General features: G+C 71.8%; 15 protein-coding genes. 8 read left to right on the top strand and 7 right to left on the bottom strand.

All coding sequences use genetic code 11. The features are described 5' to 3' along the window. Position 1 precedes the first annotated feature (1 nt). Positions 2–1,360: a sensor histidine kinase gene (locus tag IE153_RS27950; RefSeq protein ID WP_189592548.1), complete on the bottom strand. Its 1,359-nt coding sequence runs from the start codon at positions 1,358–1,360 to the stop codon at positions 2–4. Continuing rightward, the gene (locus tag IE153_RS27955) at positions 1,357–2,061 is read right to left on the bottom strand and encodes a response regulator transcription factor (protein ID WP_189592549.1); all 705 of its coding nucleotides are present in this window, start codon (positions 2,059–2,061) and stop codon (positions 1,357–1,359) included. The genes IE153_RS27950 and IE153_RS27955 overlap by 4 nt, the downstream gene beginning before the upstream one ends. 234 nt (positions 2,062–2,295) lie before the next feature. On the opposite strand from IE153_RS27955, the gene IE153_RS27960 reads away from it, so the two are divergent. The 4 genes from IE153_RS27960 (at position 2,296) to IE153_RS27975 (ending at position 6,952) form a co-directional block, all read left to right on the top strand. Continuing rightward, positions 2,296–3,585, top strand: a complete 1,290-nt coding sequence (locus IE153_RS27960) for an aspartate kinase (RefSeq protein WP_185012288.1) — start codon at positions 2,296–2,298, stop codon at positions 3,583–3,585. Then, the gene (locus IE153_RS27965) at positions 3,585–4,670 is read left to right on the top strand and encodes an aspartate-semialdehyde dehydrogenase (RefSeq protein WP_189592550.1); all 1,086 of its coding nucleotides are present in this window, start codon (positions 3,585–3,587) and stop codon (positions 4,668–4,670) included. Before IE153_RS27960 ends, IE153_RS27965 begins: the two co-directional genes overlap by 1 nt. A gap of 540 nt (positions 4,671–5,210) precedes the next feature. Then, complete coding sequence (locus tag IE153_RS27970; protein ID WP_142161321.1) at positions 5,211–5,786, top strand: SigE family RNA polymerase sigma factor; 576 nt, start codon at positions 5,211–5,213, stop codon at positions 5,784–5,786. A gap of 128 nt (positions 5,787–5,914) precedes the next feature. Continuing rightward, positions 5,915–6,952 (top strand): hypothetical protein, encoded by a 1,038-nt coding sequence (locus tag IE153_RS27975; RefSeq protein WP_189592578.1) that lies wholly within the window; start codon positions 5,915–5,917, stop codon positions 6,950–6,952. Between the two features lie 181 nt (positions 6,953–7,133). Here the strand turns inward: IE153_RS27975 and IE153_RS27980 are convergent, their stop codons facing one another. Next, positions 7,134–7,928, bottom strand: coding sequence for an SURF1 family protein (locus tag IE153_RS27980; protein WP_189592551.1), 795 nt, complete (start codon positions 7,926–7,928; stop codon positions 7,134–7,136). 174 nt (positions 7,929–8,102) lie between these two features. Beyond that, entirely contained in the window at positions 8,103–8,927 is an 825-nt protein-coding gene (locus IE153_RS27985; RefSeq protein ID WP_189592552.1) for a class I SAM-dependent methyltransferase, read from the bottom strand. A gap of 102 nt (positions 8,928–9,029) precedes the next feature. On the opposite strand from IE153_RS27985, the gene IE153_RS27990 reads away from it, so the two are divergent. Next, entirely contained in the window at positions 9,030–10,889 is a 1,860-nt protein-coding gene (locus IE153_RS27990) for a S9 family peptidase (protein ID WP_189592553.1), read from the top strand. Between the two features lie 195 nt (positions 10,890–11,084). Here the strand turns inward: IE153_RS27990 and IE153_RS27995 are convergent, their stop codons facing one another. Beyond that, entirely contained in the window at positions 11,085–12,977 is a 1,893-nt protein-coding gene (locus tag IE153_RS27995) for a potassium channel family protein (RefSeq protein ID WP_189592579.1), read from the bottom strand. Between the two features lie 183 nt (positions 12,978–13,160). Between IE153_RS27995 and IE153_RS28000 the strand changes: the two genes are divergently transcribed. The 3 genes from IE153_RS28000 (at position 13,161) to IE153_RS28010 (ending at position 15,419) form a co-directional block, all read left to right on the top strand. Further along, positions 13,161–14,219: a permease gene (locus tag IE153_RS28000; protein WP_229829203.1), complete on the top strand. Its 1,059-nt coding sequence runs from the start codon at positions 13,161–13,163 to the stop codon at positions 14,217–14,219. Beyond that, on the top strand, positions 14,216–14,944 hold the full coding sequence (locus IE153_RS28005; RefSeq protein ID WP_189592555.1) for a TIGR03943 family putative permease subunit: 729 nt from the start codon (positions 14,216–14,218) through the stop codon (positions 14,942–14,944). Before IE153_RS28000 ends, IE153_RS28005 begins: the two co-directional genes overlap by 4 nt. A 64-nt stretch (positions 14,945–15,008) precedes the next feature. Continuing rightward, the gene (locus IE153_RS28010; protein WP_189592556.1) at positions 15,009–15,419 is read left to right on the top strand and encodes a Pycsar system effector family protein; all 411 of its coding nucleotides are present in this window, start codon (positions 15,009–15,011) and stop codon (positions 15,417–15,419) included. A 60-nt stretch (positions 15,420–15,479) separates the two neighbouring features. Here the strand turns inward: IE153_RS28010 and IE153_RS28015 are convergent, their stop codons facing one another. Next, positions 15,480–16,136, bottom strand: coding sequence for a DUF1326 domain-containing protein (locus IE153_RS28015; protein ID WP_189592557.1), 657 nt, complete (start codon positions 16,134–16,136; stop codon positions 15,480–15,482). Positions 16,137–16,347: 211 nt separating this feature from the next. Beyond that, complete coding sequence (locus tag IE153_RS28020; RefSeq protein WP_189592558.1) at positions 16,348–17,184, bottom strand: DUF2182 domain-containing protein; 837 nt, start codon at positions 17,182–17,184, stop codon at positions 16,348–16,350. Positions 17,185–17,441 lie beyond the last annotated feature (257 nt).

A 17,441-nucleotide genomic window follows, 5' to 3' on the forward strand; every position in this document is an offset into this window, starting at 1 on the left:
TTCAGCCGCCGCCCCGGTGGGACGCCCGCAGCGTGATCGTCACGCACAGGCCACCACCGGGCGTGTCCGTCAGCGTCACGGTCCCGCCGTCGTCCGTCGCCAGCTGTCTGACGACGGCCAGACCGAGGCCGGAGCCGGACTTGCCGGTCAGGCCCTGGCCGCGCCAGAAGCGGTCGAAGGCGCGGGACTTCTCGGTGTCCGACATGCCGGGCCCCTCGTCCAGGACCGACACCCCCACCACATCGCCCCGGGGCTCCACCCGCACGGTGATCGTCCCGCCGTCGGGCGAGACCTCCAGGGCGTTGGAGAGCACGTTGTCCAGCATCTGGTCCAGATGACCGGGGCCGGCCAGCACAGACGGCCGGCCGTCGATACTCCCCCTGAGCGCGATGGTGACTCCGCGCTCGTCGGCGGCCGGTCTCCACACGGCGAGCCGTTCCCGCACGATGTCCATCAGCGGGAGCGGCTCGGCCGCCGTCACCTTCGCCTCGGCCCGGGCCAGCACCAGCAGCCCGCTGACCAGCCGGCTCATCCGGACGACCTCCGCCGTCGCCTGCTCCACGTCCTCCCGTACGAACTCGTCGTCCGTCCCGTCGGCGATGTTGTCCAGGGACAGCCGCAACGCCGTGAGCGGGGTGCGCAGTTGGTGAGAGGCGTCCGCGACGAAGATGCGCTGGGCCGCGATCAGGGTGTCCAGCCGTTCCGCGCCCTGGTTGAGGGTGCGCGCCAGGGTCTGGGTCTCGGGCGGGCCCGTCACGGGGGAGCGGGCGGTCAGATCGCCGTCGCTGAACTTGCTGGCCATGTCGTTGAGCTGACGCAGCGGGCGGGTGAGGCGCCGGGCCACCCCGACGCCGAGCAGGGCGGCCACCCCGAGCACGAGCACGGCGAGGACCGCTCGGAAGCCCCAGATCTGCCAGAGCCGGCTGGTCATCTCGTCGGTGGAGTACACGATGCGTACGGCGCCGGTGATCCGGTCCGTGCCGGCCGCGCGGGCGGGCACCGTGATCACCAGCTCGGGGCCCCAGATGAAGGAGGAGCCCCAGTCGGTCGTGGGCCTGCCGTCCTCCAGCGCGCGGGTCAGTGCCGCGTCCGCCGCCGGGTGCGGCAGGTCCGCCGGGCAACCCGCGGTGCGGGTCACCTGAATCTCGTCGTCGTAGGCCTTGGCCATCTCCTCCAGGGCCTGGCAGGAGGCGGCCCGGCCGTCGCCCAGCAGCAGGGCCATGGCGTCGGCCTCGCGCATGACGGCCGACCGGGTGTCGTCCCGCAGCTGGTCCGTGAGCGTGAACGCCACCGGCACGGTGAACAGCGCGATGGCGACGGCGACGAGCAGGACGTAGCTGCGGACGAGCTGGCGGATCATGAGGTGGTGCCGTCCCCGTCGGCGTCCTTCGCGATCTCCAGCCGGAAGCCGACCCCGCGCACCGCCTCGATCGTGACCGCCCCCGCGAGCTTGCGCCGCAGCGCCGCCACGTGCACGTCCAGCGTCTTCGTCGGCCCGAACCAGTTCGCGTCCCAGACCGCTTCCATGATCTGCTCGCGCGACATCAGCGCCCCGGGCTCCTCGGTGAGGAAGGCCAGCAGGTCGTACTCCTTGGGCGCGAGGGCGACCTCCTCGCCGTCCAGGCGTACCCGGGCCGCCTTGCGGTCGATCGTCAGGCGGGTGCCGTAGCGGTCGGGGCCGGCGTCGGGCGTCCCGGCGGGGGTGCGGGGCCGCGTGCGGCGCATGACCGCCCTTATCCGCGCGATGACCTCACGGACGCCGAACGGCTTGGAGACGTAGTCGTCCGCACCGAGCTCCAGCCCGACCACCCGGTCGGTCTCGTCGCTGCGGGCGCTGATCACGATGATCGGGACGTCGCCCCGCTCGCGCAGCGCCTTGCAGACGTCCAGCCCGTCGGTGTCGGGCAGGCCGAGGTCCAGCAGGACGACGTCGTACGGACCCTCGTGCTCGAGAGCCGCCCCGCCCGTGGTGACCCACTCGACCTCGAAGCCGTAGCGCCTGAGGCCACGGCGCAGGGACTCGGCGACCGGTTCATCGTCTTCCACCAGGAGTACGCGCACAGCCGAACCCTAGTGCTTGAAAGTTGTGTGATCGGGGCCGCGGCTCGTGCGATTGTGACGCCGGGCACTTTCCCGAGTGGCCGGTGCCCAGATGGGCATGAGCGACTCTGGACGGGCGGCCCGAGATCTCACCATGCGATATCGCGGAGGGGTTTTTCGGACGCTCGTTAGACTGAGCCGACCGCGGTACGAATGCGTATGAGCGGATAGAGACGGATTGAGCGAGGAGCGCACGTGGGCCTTGTCGTGCAGAAGTACGGAGGCTCCTCCGTAGCCGATGCCGAGGGCATCAAGCGCGTCGCCAAGCGAATCGTGGAAGCGAAGCAGAACGGCAACCAGGTGGTTGCCGTGGTTTCCGCGATGGGCGACACGACGGACGAGCTGATCGATCTCGCCGAGCAGGTTTCCCCGATGCCTGCCGGGCGCGAGCTCGACATGCTGCTGACCGCCGGAGAGCGGATCTCCATGGCCCTGCTGGCCATGGCGATCAAAAAGCTGGGCCACGAGGCCCAGTCGTTCACCGGCAGCCAGGCGGGTGTCATCACCGACTCGGTCCACAACAAGGCCCGGATCATCGACGTCACGCCGGGCCGGATCAAGACCTCGGTGGACGAGGGCAACATCGCGATCGTGGCCGGTTTCCAGGGTGTCTCCCAGGACACCAAGGACATCACCACGCTCGGCCGTGGCGGCTCCGACACCACGGCGGTGGCTCTCGCCGCCGCCCTCGACGCCGACGTCTGTGAGATCTACACCGACGTCGACGGCGTCTTCACCGCCGACCCGCGCGTGGTGAAGAAGGCCCGGAAGATCGACTGGATCTCCTTCGAGGACATGCTCGAACTGGCGGCTTCCGGGTCGAAGGTGCTGCTCCACCGCTGTGTGGAGTACGCCCGCCGGTACAACATCCCGATCCACGTCCGGTCCAGCTTCAGCGGACTTCAGGGCACGTGGGTCAGCAGCGAGCCAGTCGTTCGCACGACACAGCAAGGGGAAAAGCAGGTGGAGCAGGCTCTCATCTCCGGTGTCGCGCACGACACCTCCGAGGCCAAGGTCACGGTCGTCGGCGTGCCGGACAAGCCGGGCGAGGCGGCCTCGATCTTCCGCACGATCGCCGACGCCGAGATCAACATCGACATGGTCGTGCAGAACGTGTCCGCGGCCTCCACGGGCCTGACGGACATCTCCTTCACGCTGCCGAAGACCGAGGGCCGCAAGGCCATCGACGCGCTCGAGAAGAACAAGTCCGGCATCGGCTTCGACTCGCTGCGCTACGACGACCAGATCGGCAAGATCTCCCTCGTCGGCGCCGGCATGAAGACCAACCCGGGCGTCACGGCCGACTTCTTCACGGCCCTGTCCGACGCCGGCGTGAACATCGAGCTGATCTCGACCTCCGAGATCCGCATCTCGGTCGTCACCCGCGCCGACGACGTCCCCGAGGCCGTCCGCGCCGTGCACTCCGCGTTCGGGCTCGACTCCGACAGCGACGAGGCAGTCGTCTACGGAGGCACCGGCCGCTGATGGCCGATCTCCGACAGGACGCCCGGACCGTACGGTCCGGGCGTCCGACGCTTGCCGTGGTGGGGGCGACCGGTGCCGTCGGCACGGTCATGCTCCGGATCCTGTCCCAGCGGGCGGACATCTGGGGCGAGATCCGGCTCATCGCCTCCCCGCGCTCCGTCGGCCGCAAACTGACCGTGCGCGGCGAGGAGACCGAGGTCCTCGCGCTCACCGAGGAGGCCTTCGACGGGGTCGACGTCGCCATGTTCGACGTCCCCGACGAGGTCGCCGAGCGGTGGGCGCCCGTCGCCGCCGCCAAGGGCGCGGTGGTCGTCGACAACTCCGGCGTGTTCCGGATGGATCCGGACGTGCCGCTCGTCGTGCCCGAGGTCAACCCGCACGCCGTGCGGATGCGGCCCCGCGGGATCATCGCCAACCCCAGCTGCACGACCCTCTCCATGATCGTCGCCCTGGGCGCGCTGCACGCCGAGTTCGGGTTGCGCGCGCTGGTCGCCTCCTCGTACCAGGCCGTCAGCGGCGCCGGGCGCACCGGTGTGGAGACCCTGCGCCGGCAGCTGTCCCTGGTCGCCGGCACGGAACTGGGCACCCACCCCGGCGACGTACGCCGGGCCGTCGGGGACCACACCGGACCGTTCCCGGAGCCGGTCGCGCTGAACGTCGTGCCGTGGGCCGGCACGGCGCAGGAGGACGGCTGGTCCTCGGAGGAGCTGAAGGTGCGGGACGAGTCCCGCAAGATCCTCGGCCTGCCGAACCTCCCCGTGGCCGTCACCTGTGTCCGGGTGCCGGTGATCACCACCCACTCCCTGACCGTGCACGCCCGTTTCGAGGGCGAGGTCACCGTCGACAAGGCGCGCGAGATCCTCGCCACGGCGCCCGGGGTCGTGCTGTTCGACAACCCGGCCGCGGGGGAGTTCCCGACCCCCGCCGACGTGGTCGGCACCGACCCGACCTGGGTCGGGCGGGTCCGGCGGGCGCTGGACGACCCCACGGCGCTCGAACTGTTCGTGTGCGGGGACAACCTGCGCAAGGGTTCCGCGCTCAACACCGCGCAGATCGCCGAGGTGGTCGCGGCCGAGCTGTCCTGACGAGGCGGAGCGGTCCTGACCGGGTGGTCGCCCGGGTTTCGTGAAGTTTCGCGGCGCGGAAACCCCCAGACCGATGTCAGAGACGGTTTGTAGGATCTGTGCACGACATGTGAGCCGGTCCATGGTCCGGACCACTTGTTCGTGGCGCTTCGGCATCAGAGGATTTATCTCCCCGTCCTCCGCAACCGTGCGGAGGGCGGGGAGCGTCTTTGCGGTCGCCCTTCGGCCGTGGGAGCGCTTCATCAGGCGTGGGGACGCCTGGAACCGGGCGTGGGGACGTCCGTTCATATTTGGACATAGGGGAAGAGCGGGACGCATGAGGGCATTTGATGCACCATCGGTTGTGCTGCCTGACGCGGGTAGACCGTCGACGGCGACGGTCGGCGTGAAAGTGACGCCCGGCACGTACAACCCTCACGGGGGTCAGCGTGTCAAACAAGCGTGGCAGAGGTACTCGACTTCAGCGCGGCACGCGGCACGGTCCTTCGACCGCCCCGTCCGGCGGCTCTACGACCCCGCATGGCCGGTACGCCCGGTGGCATGCCGGTGATCGCGCCCGTGCCCGCAGCGCGGCCGGCCCGCATCCCCAGTCAGCGCGACGGCGCGGAGGACGGCCTCGCGGCCGGCACCACCGTCGACCACCTCACCGAGACCTACCGGGCGCACTACCGCTCGCTGCTGGGTCTCGCCGCGCTCCTCCTCGACGACACCGCCTCCTGCGAGGACGTCGTCCAGGAGGCCTTCATCCGTGTCCACTCCGCCCGCAAGCGGGTGCGCGACCCCGAGAAGACCCTGGCGTACCTGCGCCAGACCGTCGTCAACCTCTCGCGCTCCGCGCTGCGCCGCCGCATACTCGGCCTGAAGCTGCTGTCGAAGCCCATGCCCGACATGGCCAGCGCCGAGGAAGGTGCCTACGACCAGCTGGAGCGCGACTCCCTCATCAAGGCGATGAAGGGGCTGCAGCGCCGCCAGCGCGAGGTGCTGGTGCTGCGCTACTTCGCGGACATGACCGAGGCGCAGGTCGCCGAGACGCTCGGCATATCGCTGGGCTCGGTCAAGGCCTATGGCTCGCGCGGTATCGCGGCGCTCCGGATCGCCATGGAGGCGCCGGCATGAGTGACGGCAACGGCACGGGCGGCAACGGGCGCGACCGCCCCGAGCCCGCCGAGCGCCTCGACGAGCGACAGGCGCCGACCAGGCTCCACGGGCAAGATCCGAAGCAATCGCACGCTGGGAACGGAACTGTGAACCACGGCCCCGACGACCAGAGCCCCGACGGGTTCGACTCGGACGAGCTGGACCTGCGCAGGATGCTGCACCAGGTGGTGCAGGAGGTGGAACCGCGCGACGGCACCCTGGACTACCTCCGCAAGGCGGTACCGCAGCGGCGGACCCGCAAGCGGCAGGCCGTCGTCGGCATGGCCGCCGCCGCGCTCTTCATCGGCACCGCCATCCCCGCCCTGGTGCACGTCTCCAACGCCACCGGCTCCGACGCCAACCCGTCCGTCGCCGGACACGCCTCCGAGACCCAGGGCGGCGCGAGCCAGGGCAAGGGCCCGGACGGCGGCGAGAGCACCGCGGGCGGCTCCTCCGGCAAGGCCGAGGGCAAGGACAAGGGCGACAAGAAGGAGAAGGACAAGGGCAAGGGATCCGGCGCCTCCACGGGCGCGTCCCAGGGCGCCGGCCCCTCCTCCACCACCGCCGCCGGTACCCCGGCGTGCACCCCGGCCCAGCTCGGCCCCGCCTCCGGAAGCAGCAACGCCCCCGACTCCACGGGCGCGGTCTCCGGCTCCTTCCGCGTCATCAACGTCTCCGGCGCGGCCTGCACGGTCACCGGCCCCGGCTCGGTAGCCGCGCTGCCGCAGGGCGCCGCCGACATGAGCAAGGTCGGCTCGGCCCGGCACGCCGCGGGCGACGCGGCGGCCGGTCTGCTGCCCGACCCCTCCCTGGAGGCCGCCCAGCTGGTCCTCCAGCCGGGCATCGGCTACGACGTGAAGTTCGCCTGGGTCCCCTCCGAGACCTGCCCCACCCCCGGCGGCAGCGTCGGCGGCCCCGACCCCACCCCCGACCCCACCCCGTCGGACGACCCGGCGGCCACGGGCGGCACCTCCACCGGCGGCGACACCGGCACGGCCCCCCAGCTCGTCAGGGAGGACGGCACGGTCGACGGCAGCGTGGCCGTGACGTACACCCCGGTCACGGGCTCGGGCGCGACGTCGGTGACGGTGTCCAACGCGTGCGCGGGGACGGTGTACTGGACGGGCGTGCTGGCGGGCGCGTAACGCCCTCAGCTGTGGGCATGCGTGTCGCGCCCCCTCGGTTGCGGGCATGCGTCCCGCTGAGGGCGGCGCCCGTCCCAAGGAGAGCGGCACCCCGCTACGCCGGGCCGCGCACCCACCCGGCCCGGGCTGAGACGCCCTCACTCCACGTCGGACCCACGGGCCACGGCCGCCCGGACGCCGCTCACTTCACCGCGGCGTCCACGGCGACGGGCTCCTCGTCCGCCACCAGCCCCAGCTCCGCGTCGCGTACGGACTCCACCTCGCGCCGCAGCAGCCGGAACCACATGAAGATCACGAACCCCACGAAGGCGAACCACTCGGCCGTGTAACCCAGGTTCTGGAAGGCCTTCAGGTCCAGCCCCGAGTCCGGCGGCGCGGCGGCCGGCACGGCCTTCATGCCCGAGTCGCCCTTCGCCAGCGTGACCCACGCGTCGTACACGTCGTACGGCACCAGGTTCACCAACGACGCCGCGCTGATCGCCGCGGTCTGCCCGGCCGGCAGCCCGCCCTGCGCGACGACGCCGTTGTCCCCCGGCGTCTCCGACGCCTGCAGCGCACCGATGACCGTGACCTCACCGGCCGGGGCAGCGGGAACCTTCGCCTTGTCGGCGGAACCGGGCAGCCAGCCCCGTACCACCGGCAGCGCCTCACCCGAGCCGGTCCGCAGCAGCGTCAGCACGTAGAAACCCTGCCTGCCGTCGAGCTCCCGCCCGGGCACCAGCAGCTGCTTGCCGTACGTCCCGCTCGCGGTGACCAGCTTCCCGGACGTCGCCTTGTCCACCGGCAGCATGTCCTTCAGCGGCCGGGGCGCCTCGTGCCGGGCCTCGGACACCTGCTCGGTCGCGGCCTGGTGATCCTGCACGCGGTCCTCGAACCGGCCCAGCTGCCAGGACCCCATGAAGATGCAGAAGGGGATGGACAACAGCACGAAGACGTTGATCCCCCACCATCGGGGCGTCAGCAGAAACCGGTACACACCCCCACGGTACGGGGGTGCCGGGCAGGGCCCGGCTGCGGGGTCGGCAACGGGGCGGGGGCGTCGGGCGGTTCCGGACGCCGTGCCGCTCAGTACCGCTCGGTCAGGTGCTCCCGGCCCGCCGGGGGCTCGACGGCACGGGCCAGAAGCCTGCGCGAACGCCCCGGCCGAGGCTCAGTCCTTGCGGGCCCGGATCGAGTACATCAACGGAATCCGCGGCCGGCCCTGCGGAAAGCGGAAGTAGCCGTCCCGCCGCTCGAAGCTCCCGAACCGCCGGAACAGCGACACGTCGTGCTCGTGCAGGAACTCGATCCGCAGCCCGGCCGCCGCGAGCGCCGAGACGACCTCGCCCACCGGATGCTGCCACTCGACCCGCCGGCTGTGCGTGAACTCGGCGCCCTCGGCCGCGTACGACCCCGCGCTCTCTTCGACCCAGGCGTCCCGGGCGAAGTAGTCATGCGTGATCCGCGAGCCGGTCTCGTCGTCGAGGACGTCGGTGAGCGGGTGGAACTCGCAGAGGTAGAGGAACCCGCCGGGGGCCACGAGCGCCGCGACGGTCTCCGCCCAGCGCCCGATGTCGGGCAGCCAGCACAGCGCGCCGACGCCCGTGTACACGATGTCGTACGACGGGTCCGGGACCGCGGCCGTCGCGTCGTACACGTCCGCCGCGACGAACGCCGCCCGGTCCGGGCCGAGGCCGAGGTCGCGCGCGAGCCCGCGGGCCAGGTCGACGGCGGGTTCGGAGAAGTCGAGACCGACGACGCGGGCGGCGCCGTGCCGGGCCCAGGACAGCGTGTCGAGGCCGATGTGGCACTGCAGATGCAGCAGAGAGCGATTACCGACATCGCCCACCTCGGCGAGCTCGAAGTCCCGCAGGGGGTCCTGACCGGCCCGGAAGGCGTCCAGATCGTAGAAATCACCGGCCACGTGCAGCGGCACCCGCTCGTCCCAGTGGGCGCGGTTGGCCTCGTTCCAGTCGGCCGGGGTGGGGGAGTACAAGGGTGCGGCTCCTGACCTGCTCGGAGGGGGGACCGGTGGAGGTTATCCACAGGCTGGGGACCCCGCCAGCGAATTGTCGGCCGGGGCGGGCAGTATGGGGCCATGACTGAGAGCAACGGGTCCGACGCGCGGGATCAGCGGGACCAGCACGAGCAAGTGGTACAGGCGGGACGGCAGGAGCGGATGCCGGACTGGGAGAAGCGCTTTCGGGCGCCCCGGGTGTCCCTGCCCGACTGGGCGGAGGACGCGCCGGACCACTCCCTGTTCGTCTCGAACGCGACCGGGACGTACGAGCTGTACGCCTGGGACCGGTCGACAGGCGAGCAGCGCCAGGTGACGGACCGGCCGAACGGCACGACGGACGGCGTGCTGTCCCCGGACGGCGCGTGGATCTGGTGGTTCGACGACAAGGACGGCGACGAGTTCGGCGTGTGGCGCCGCCAGCCCTTCACGGGCGGCGCGGACGAACCGGCCGCCGCGGGCCTGGACGCCTCCTACCCGGCCGGCCTCGCTCTCGGCCGTGACGGGCGTACGGCGGTCGTGGGCCGTTCCACGGACGAGGACGGCACGACCATCCACCTCGTGCGCACCGGCGAGGACCCGGTGGAGATCTACCGGCACCGCGAGTCGGCCGGCGTCGGCGACCTCTCCCACGACGGCTCGCTCATCGCCCTCGAGCACACCGAGCACGGCGACGCGATGCACTCGGCGCTGCGCGTCCTGCGCCCCGACGGCACGGCCGTCGCCGACCTCGACGACACCGAGGGCGGCACCCGCGAGCTGGGCCTGGAGGTCCTCGGCTTCGCCCCCGTCGACGGCGACACGCGCCTGCTCATCGGCCACCAGCGCCGCGGCCGCTGGGAGCCCCTGGTGTGGGACGTGGCCACCGGCGAGGAGACGGACCTGGCGCTGGAGCTGCCGGGCGACGTCAGTGCCGAGTGGTACCCGGACGGCAGCGGCCTGCTCATCGCGCACAGCTTCGAGGCCCGCAGCGAGCTGTTCCGCTACGACCTGGCCGGCCGCACCCTGTCGGAGATCCCCACCCCGAAGGGCACGGTGTCCGGTGCGACGGCCCGGCCCGACGGCAGCGTGGAGTTCCTGTGGTCCTCGTCGGCCGAGCCGTCGGCGGTGCGCTCCACGACGGGCGGTGTCGTGCTCGACCCGCCCGGCATGAAGTCACCCGGCTCGGTGCCGGTGGAGGACGTGTGGGTGGAGGGCCCGGGAGGCCGCATCCACGCCCTCGTGCAGAAGCCGCAGGGCGTGACCGGCCCGCTCCCCACGGTCTTCGACATCCACGGCGGCCCCACCTGGCACGACAGCGACTCCTTCGCGGCGGGCCCGGCGGCCTGGGTCGACCACGGCTACGCGGTGATCCGTGTCAACTACCGCGGTTCCACGGGCTACGGCCGTGCCTGGACGGACGCTCTCAAGCACCGTGTCGGTCTCATCGAGCTGGAGGACATCGCCGCGGTCCGCGAGTGGGCCGTCACCTCCGGCCTCGCCGACCCCGACCGTCTGATCCTCACCGGCGGCTCCTGGGGCGGCTACCTCACCCTGCTCGGCCTCGGCGTCCAGCCGGACGCGTGGACGCTCGGCATCGCGGCGGTGCCCGTCGCCGACTACGTCACGGCGTACCACGACGAGATGGAAGCGCTGAAGGCGATGGACCGCACGCTCCTCGGCGGCACCCCCGAGGAGGTCCCCGACCGCTTCGAGGCGTCCTCCCCCCTCACCTACGTCGACCAGGTCAAGGCCCCGGTCTACATTTCGGCCGGTGTCAACGACCCCCGCTGCCCGATCCGCCAGATCGAGAACTACGTCAAGCGCCTGGAGACGAGAGGCGCGGTGCACGAGGTGTACCGGTACGACGCCGGTCACGGCTCCCTGGTCGTGGACGAACGGATCAAGCAGGTCCGGTTGGAGCTGGAGTTCGCGGAGAGGCATTTGAGCCGACGTCCGTGAACCGCGGGCATGCGTGCCGCCTGGGGCGGCACGGTGGGCGCGGGCGGCACCCCGCTGCGCCGGGTTGCGCAACGCCCCGGCCTGAGTGCACCGCCGAGCATCTCGTGACGCCGGGCAGCGCAGGACCCGCTCGGCGTCACCGAGTGCACCGCCGGGCATCTCGTGACGCCGGGCAGCGCAGGACCCGCTCGGCGTCTACGCCCCCGCCCGATCCCGTCTCCTCCGCCCCAGCAACTCCGCCAACCCTCGCCGCGTCGCCGCCAGCACCACCCGGTCACCGGCCCCCAGCACATACGTAGGAGGCAGATCCCACACCAGCCCCGAGGCCGGCGCGCTGTCCTCTTCCCCGCTCTCCCCCTCACTCCGCCGCCGCCCAGGAGGTGACGTATTGAGCGCCAGCACCCGCCACGCCCCGGCCCGGAACGCCTCCCCGACCGTCCGCCCCTCCAACTGCGGATGCCCGGCCACATCCACCTCCGCGAACAGCAGAACCCGCCGCTCCACCGGGATCGCCCCCAGGATCTGCCGCCCCATCATCGCCCCGGCGAACGCGGGCGCGGCCAGATGCGACACACTCCGGCTGCGCGTGAGGGCGAACGGGTGCGCGGCCCGCAGCGTGCGGTACACGGCCGTCGCGAAGTCGTCGTCGTACAGCCGCAGCACGACCCGCAGATCGGGCCGTACGGACCGGGCGTACAGCGAGGCCTCCAGATTCGTCGTGTCCGCGCTGGTCAGCGCCAGCAGCGCATGGGCGCGGTGGATCTTCGCGGCCTCCAGGACCCCTTCCTGCGTGACGTCCCCGAGCACCACCGGCACCCGCAGCCGCCGCGCCGTGGCCATCCCGCGCGCGTCCGGATCGGACTCCACGCACACCACGGGAATGTGCAGCTCACGCAGCCGCGTCAACACCCGCGTCCCGATCTTGCCGAGCCCGAGCAGCACCACATGGCCGCCGAGCCCACGCGGCGGCTTCCGCAGCGCGGACGCGCTGCGGAACGTGCCCAGTGCCTCCAGCACCGCGGCCAGCAGCACCGGCAACAGCAGCAACCCCACCAGCCCGGACAGCAGTTGCAGCACCTGACGCGCGGTCGACTCGTGGAAGGCGGGATCGTTGATGCCGAAGAGATCGAGCAGCGTCACGTACGTGGCGTACAGCGGATTCTCACCGGTCACGATCATCAACCCCACGGCGAGCGCCAGCACACAGGCCACCAACCCGGCCAGCGACCACCGCAGCCGCCGCGAGAACAGCGAGGCGAACGGCGGCACACCTCCCCGCCCGGCGGGCAGGGACGGCCCGGAGTACGACACCTGCTCCAGGACGACGGTCCCGCGCCCGGTCGCCGCCCCCACCGCCGCCTCGTCCGGCAGCAGATGCGGCCCGTGCTCCCCGCTGCCCTCGGAACCGTCCGCACCGGCCGGGTCGTTGCTCGTCGCGGACAGCAGGGCCAGGGTGCACAGCCCCGGGTCGGCCACCTCGCCCGGCCGCGGCGGCTGCCGTTCCACCGCGCGCAGCACGAGCCCTTCCGTCTGGACGACCTTGCTGGTGCCCACGAGGGCGGTGGCGGCCAACGCGGGAGCGGCCGTGTCGGCGTCGGACAGCACCGTCGTCGACGCGTCGAGGCCCGCTCCCTGCCCGTCCCCGGAGGCCACGGCCGCGGTCTGGTCCAGCAGTTCCTCGATGTGCTGCCCCAACCGCCGGTTGTAGAGCCGGAGTACGAGGCGGATGCGGGGGTTGAGCCGGCGGGCGGTGAGGGCGGCCCGGATGTTGGTCTCGTCGTCGTCGTAGACGAGCGCCAGGGCCGCCGCCCGGTCGGCGCCCACCTCCGTGAGGACGGCCTCGGTGATCTCCGGAGCCTCCACGACCTGCTCGTTCGAGGCCGCTTCACCGCTCGTGCCGGTCCGGTTGACGGCCGCGTTCACGACCCGGTCGAGCAGTGCCGCCGAGGCGGCCCGGGCCCGTCCGACCACGGGCTGGCGCACCCGTCTCCCGGAGGGCGGCACGACGAGCGTGACCTGCTCGGCGTAGACACCTCGGAGTTCGGCGGCCAGCCGGTGCGCGAGCCCGTCGTCACCGCACACGATCATGTGCGTGGCCGGATCACTCGGCTGGCCTTGGTTCGGAACGCTCCCCACGAGGAGAAGACTGCCTCACCGGGACGGCCGGTTCCAGAAGGGGACGGTGGGGCGTGAACGCCCGGCCGCCGCTGTCCGTACGCAAGGGGAGGGAATGGGGCAATGCCCTCGCGCACCACCGGAGGTACCGGGCCCGTGGCCATCACGAAGACCGCCCCGCAGGACGGCGCCGAGCGCGGGGACGCCGACGGCGGGGGTGCCGAGCCTGGGGACACCGCGCCGGACGGCCGCGAGCAAGAGGAGGCCCGGCATCTCAACTCCCCGCTCCTCCTGACCCTTTTGCTGCTGACGGCGGTGATGTTCCAGGACCCGATCCGCGGGGCCCTGGCCGCACCGGTGATGCAGAGCTGGATGACGGTGTTCGTCGCGGTCATGGTCCAGGCACTGCCGTTCCTGGTGCTCGGCGTGCTGCTGTCGGCGGCGATCGCGGTGTTCGTACCGCCGTCGTTCTTCGCCCGGGCCCTGCCGAAGCACCCGGCGCTGGCGGTCCCGGTCGCCGGCGCGGCGGGCGCGGTACTGCCCGGCTGCGAGTGCGCGTCGGTGCCGGTGGCCGGCGCCCTGGTCCGCCGAGGCGTCACACCGGCGGCGGCCCTGGCCTTCCTCCTCTCGGCGCCCGCCATCAACCCCATCGTGCTGACGGCGACGGCCGTGGCGTTCCCCGGCAACCCCGGGATGGTCCTGGCCCGTTTCGTCGCCAGCCTGCTCGTGGCCTGCTCGATGGGCTGGCTCTGGCACCGCCTCGGCCGCACGGACTGGCTGCGTCCCCCGGCCCGCGCGTCGTACGAGGGACAGAGCAAGGGCGCGGCCTTCTGGGGCTCGGTCCGCCATGACGTGACGCACGCGGGCGGCTTCCTGGTGGTCGGCGCGATGGCCGCGGCGACCCTGAAGGCGGTGGTCCCGGCGGACTGGCTGGGCGTCGCGGCCGGTCATCCCGTGCTGTCGGTCCTGTTCCTCGCGGCCCTGGCCGTGCTGCTCTCCATCTGCTCGGAGGCGGACGCGTTCGTGGCGGCGTCCCTGACCCAGTTCTCGCTGACGGCCCGTCTGACGTTCCTGGTCGTCGGCCCGATGATCGACCTGAAGCTCTTCGCGATGCAGGCGGGCACCTTCGGCCGCGCCTTCGCCCTGCGCTTCGCCCCCGCGACCTTCGCCCTGGCCGTCGTCGTATCGGCCCTGACCGGAACGGTCCTGCTGTGAACCGCCTGGCCCAGACGGCCCTCCTCTTCCTGCTCGGCGCGACCCTCCTGCACGCCGGCACCACCGACCTCTACCTGCGCTACGTCAAGGAGGGCCTGCGCCCCCTAGTCCTCCTGGCGGGCGTGGTCCTGATCGTCACGGCGGCGGCAACCCTCTGGTACGACCGCCGAGGCGCCTCGACCCACGACGGAGGCACCCCCGTCCACGACCACCACCGAGAACCCCGCGTCTCCTGGCTCCTCACGCTCCCGGTCCTCGCCCTGATCCTGGTCGCCCCGCCGGCCCTGGGCTCCTACAGCGCGACCCACACCGGCACGGCCCTGACCAAACCCTTCGGCTTCCCGGCCCTCCCCACCGGCGACGCCCCCCTCCACCTCGCCGTGGTCGACTACGCCGGCCGCGCGATCTACGACGACGGCCGTGCCCTGCGCGACCGCGAGCTGAAGATCACCGGTTTCGTCACCCTGGACCGCGAGGGCGCCCCCTACCTGGTCCGCATGGGCCTCAACTGCTGCGCGGCGGACGCCCAGCCGGTCAAGATAGCCCTGACGGGCAACGTCCCTCCCGTCCTGCGCCCGGACACATGGCTGGAGATCACCGGCACCTACACACCCCGCCGCACGAAGGACCCGGTCAACGACGGCCCGATCCCGTACCTGGAGGTGACGACCGCGAGGCCGGTCCCCACTCCGCACGACCCGTACGACGAGACGTGGAACACCTGAACTGCGTTATGACACCGACCTGTTGGGGTACTCGCAAGGAACCGCTGATCAGCGAGGGGCACCCATGACCACACTCCGAGGCGGCCACACCGCGGAACTCGACCGGCCGCTCCTGCCCGAGGCGGCCCGCGAGGAACTGGCGAAGGCCGACCACCGGGCCAACCTGACCCTGGCCACCCTGGGCGCGGCCCTGGCCGCTCTCCTCACCGCGATCACCGTGGGCGTCATCACCCCCACCCAGTACGCCACGATCCCCCAGCTCCTCCTCTGGACGGGCTGCGCGGCCTGCGCCCCGTCCCTGGTCCTCCTGAGCCTGGCGACCAGGCCCCAGCCGGCCCCGACGACCGACACCCCACCCCAACTCCTGACCCGCGCCACCCACGTCAAGCACCGCCGCATACGCCAGGCGATGACGTGGGGCGCGGCTTTCCTGACCCTCACGTTGGCGGGGACGCTGGCCGGGCTGCTGTCGTAGCCCTTTGCCCTTTGCCCTTTGCCCACTGCCCAGAGCACATGGCCCAGCTCGGCCGCCTCCTCAGTCAGGGCCGCTCCAGTCGAACGGGAAGTGCTTGCTCGACTTGCCGGAGCGTTCCCAGGAGAAGCCGAATGCGTCGGCGCGGTCGACGGTGGCCCGGCCCCACGTGGCGACCTGGCCCGGCCCCACCTCGGCACCCGGGGCGTTGTGGACCTGGACGCGAGCGCCGTTCGGCGTGGTCGGCCCGGTGAGAGCCTCGGCGCTCGCCGTGACACGACCCGGGATCTCGGCTCGCCAGGTGGCAAGGTCCTCGTCGATCTCCACGACGATGGGCGCGATGTCCATGCCACGCATCTCGGGGTGGAACATCTCCCCGAACTGGGCCGGCCATCCTCCTGCCTCACCGCCGAAGACGGCTCCGAGTGCGGCCCGCTGCTCGTCGTCGGCGCGTTCGTCGAGGAAGACGGCGGCGTACGGATCGGTGTGCGTGCCGGTCCACGGGTTGCCCTCGAAGGAGCCGAGCATCAGGACGTTGAGATCGTCGAGTCGTACGTCGCCGAAGTTGCCCTTCCGAATGTGCCAGACCAGTACGCCTTCGCAGTCGCCGTAGGTCGGGGGCTGCGCGAAGGTGCAGGGGCAGGGTATGGCGCACTTGCACACGTCGAACCAGTCGCCGGCCAGGTGCCAGCGTGTACCGGTGGTGGCCTGTTCTGTCATCTCGCTTCCCTCCTGCCGAGCCCGAAGGAGCTCACTCGGAGTGGCGAGACCGCGTATCCCGAGCCCGCTCCCGGGACCGGGAGGGTGGCCTCCCCTCCAGCTTGCACCTCACGTCCCGGGCGGGAAACCGATCCACGTCGGCAATCGCGCGCCTGGCGCCTCGGTGACGGTGTGAGCGGGGTGGGACACGGGATACACGGGATACACGGGATCACATGCCGTCCATGGCCGGCATCGAGCCCTGCAGCCCCGGCAGCAGCCAGTCTTGAAACGGTGCGAGCAGGGCCAGGACGAGGAAGGCGACGCCCACGATGCCGGAGAGAAGCCAGCCGCGGGACCACAGCTTCTCCGCGAAGATCACCAAGGCCAGTCCGGCCATCGCCGCCACGTTCATCACGCCGAGGGGTACGAGGACGACCATCAGCCCGGCGCAGCAGCCGGCGCAGTAGGCGCCGTGGTGGACGCCCACCCGCAGGTCGCGGGCCGGTCGCCGGAAGCCGGCGTAGCGCACCAGGTGGCCCAGGGGGTCGCGGCAGTGCCGCAGGCAGACGTGCTTGAGAGGGCCGAGTTGGTACAGGCCCGCGAGCAGGAAGGCGATCGAGCCGATCCAGCGTCCGGCGGTCGGATGGTCGTCCACCAGGTCGCCGGTGAGGGCCAGGGCCCCGTAGGCGAACAGTCCGAAGGCCGTCCACACCAGCAGATATCCGCCCACGAACTCGATGGTGCGGGCGGCCCGGGCCCAGCCGGAGGACTGCCTCCCGACACCTCGCACCCAGGTGATGGCCACCGGTGCCATGGAGGGCAGCATCATGGCCGCCATCATCGTCACCCAGAGCAGCAGGAACAGGGGCAGCGCCATCCCCATGGTGCCGGGTTCGACCCCCATGTCCCGGGCCTGCCCGATGGTCAGCGCCCAGGCGGGCACCGCGATCAGGACGACGAGGAACCAGCCGGCCGCGAGATCCCGGGTGGGCAGCAACGTCCCACCCGCTCCGGTCGGGGCGGGCGACCGAGAGGGTACGAACGCAGTGGCCCAGCTGCGATGCATTGGAGTCGCCTCCTGCGGCTGTTTCCAGAACAGCACAGCTGCACCTGCGACGCGAGCCGCCCGGGCGACCCGCCCGGACCGCCCCTTCCCAACATCCCCAGAAACCCGTCAGGGCCTGATCCACCGAGTGGATCAGGCCCAGATCTGGTTTTTCACTGTCGGGGTGGCGGGATTTGAACCCACGACCTTTTCGTCCCGAAGCAACTTGGGTGGGCACTCGACCTTGGGGACGTGCGGCTCTCACCTGCTGTGATGGT

This window comes from Streptomyces massasporeus (assembly GCF_014648995.1).
Classification (GTDB): Bacteria; Actinomycetota; Actinomycetes; order Streptomycetales; family Streptomycetaceae; genus Streptomyces; species Streptomyces massasporeus.

Coding starts and splice junctions, on each gene's coding strand:
- IE153_RS27965 (WP_189592550.1), top strand. CDS start 3,585: ATGGCCGATCTCCGACAGGACGCCCGGACCGTACGGTCCGGGCGTCCG.
- IE153_RS27990 (WP_189592553.1), top strand. CDS start 9,030: ATGACTGAGAGCAACGGGTCCGACGCGCGGGATCAGCGGGACCAGCAC.
- IE153_RS27995 (WP_189592579.1), bottom strand. CDS start 12,977: ATGATCGTGTGCGGTGACGACGGGCTCGCGCACCGGCTGGCCGCCGAA.
- IE153_RS28015 (WP_189592557.1), bottom strand. CDS start 16,136: ATGACAGAACAGGCCACCACCGGTACACGCTGGCACCTGGCCGGCGAC.
- IE153_RS28010 (WP_189592556.1), top strand. CDS start 15,009: ATGACCACACTCCGAGGCGGCCACACCGCGGAACTCGACCGGCCGCTC.
- IE153_RS28020 (WP_189592558.1), bottom strand. CDS start 17,184: ATGCATCGCAGCTGGGCCACTGCGTTCGTACCCTCTCGGTCGCCCGCC.
- IE153_RS27950 (WP_189592548.1), bottom strand. CDS start 1,360: ATGATCCGCCAGCTCGTCCGCAGCTACGTCCTGCTCGTCGCCGTCGCC.
- IE153_RS27970 (WP_142161321.1), top strand. CDS start 5,211: ATGCCGGTGATCGCGCCCGTGCCCGCAGCGCGGCCGGCCCGCATCCCC.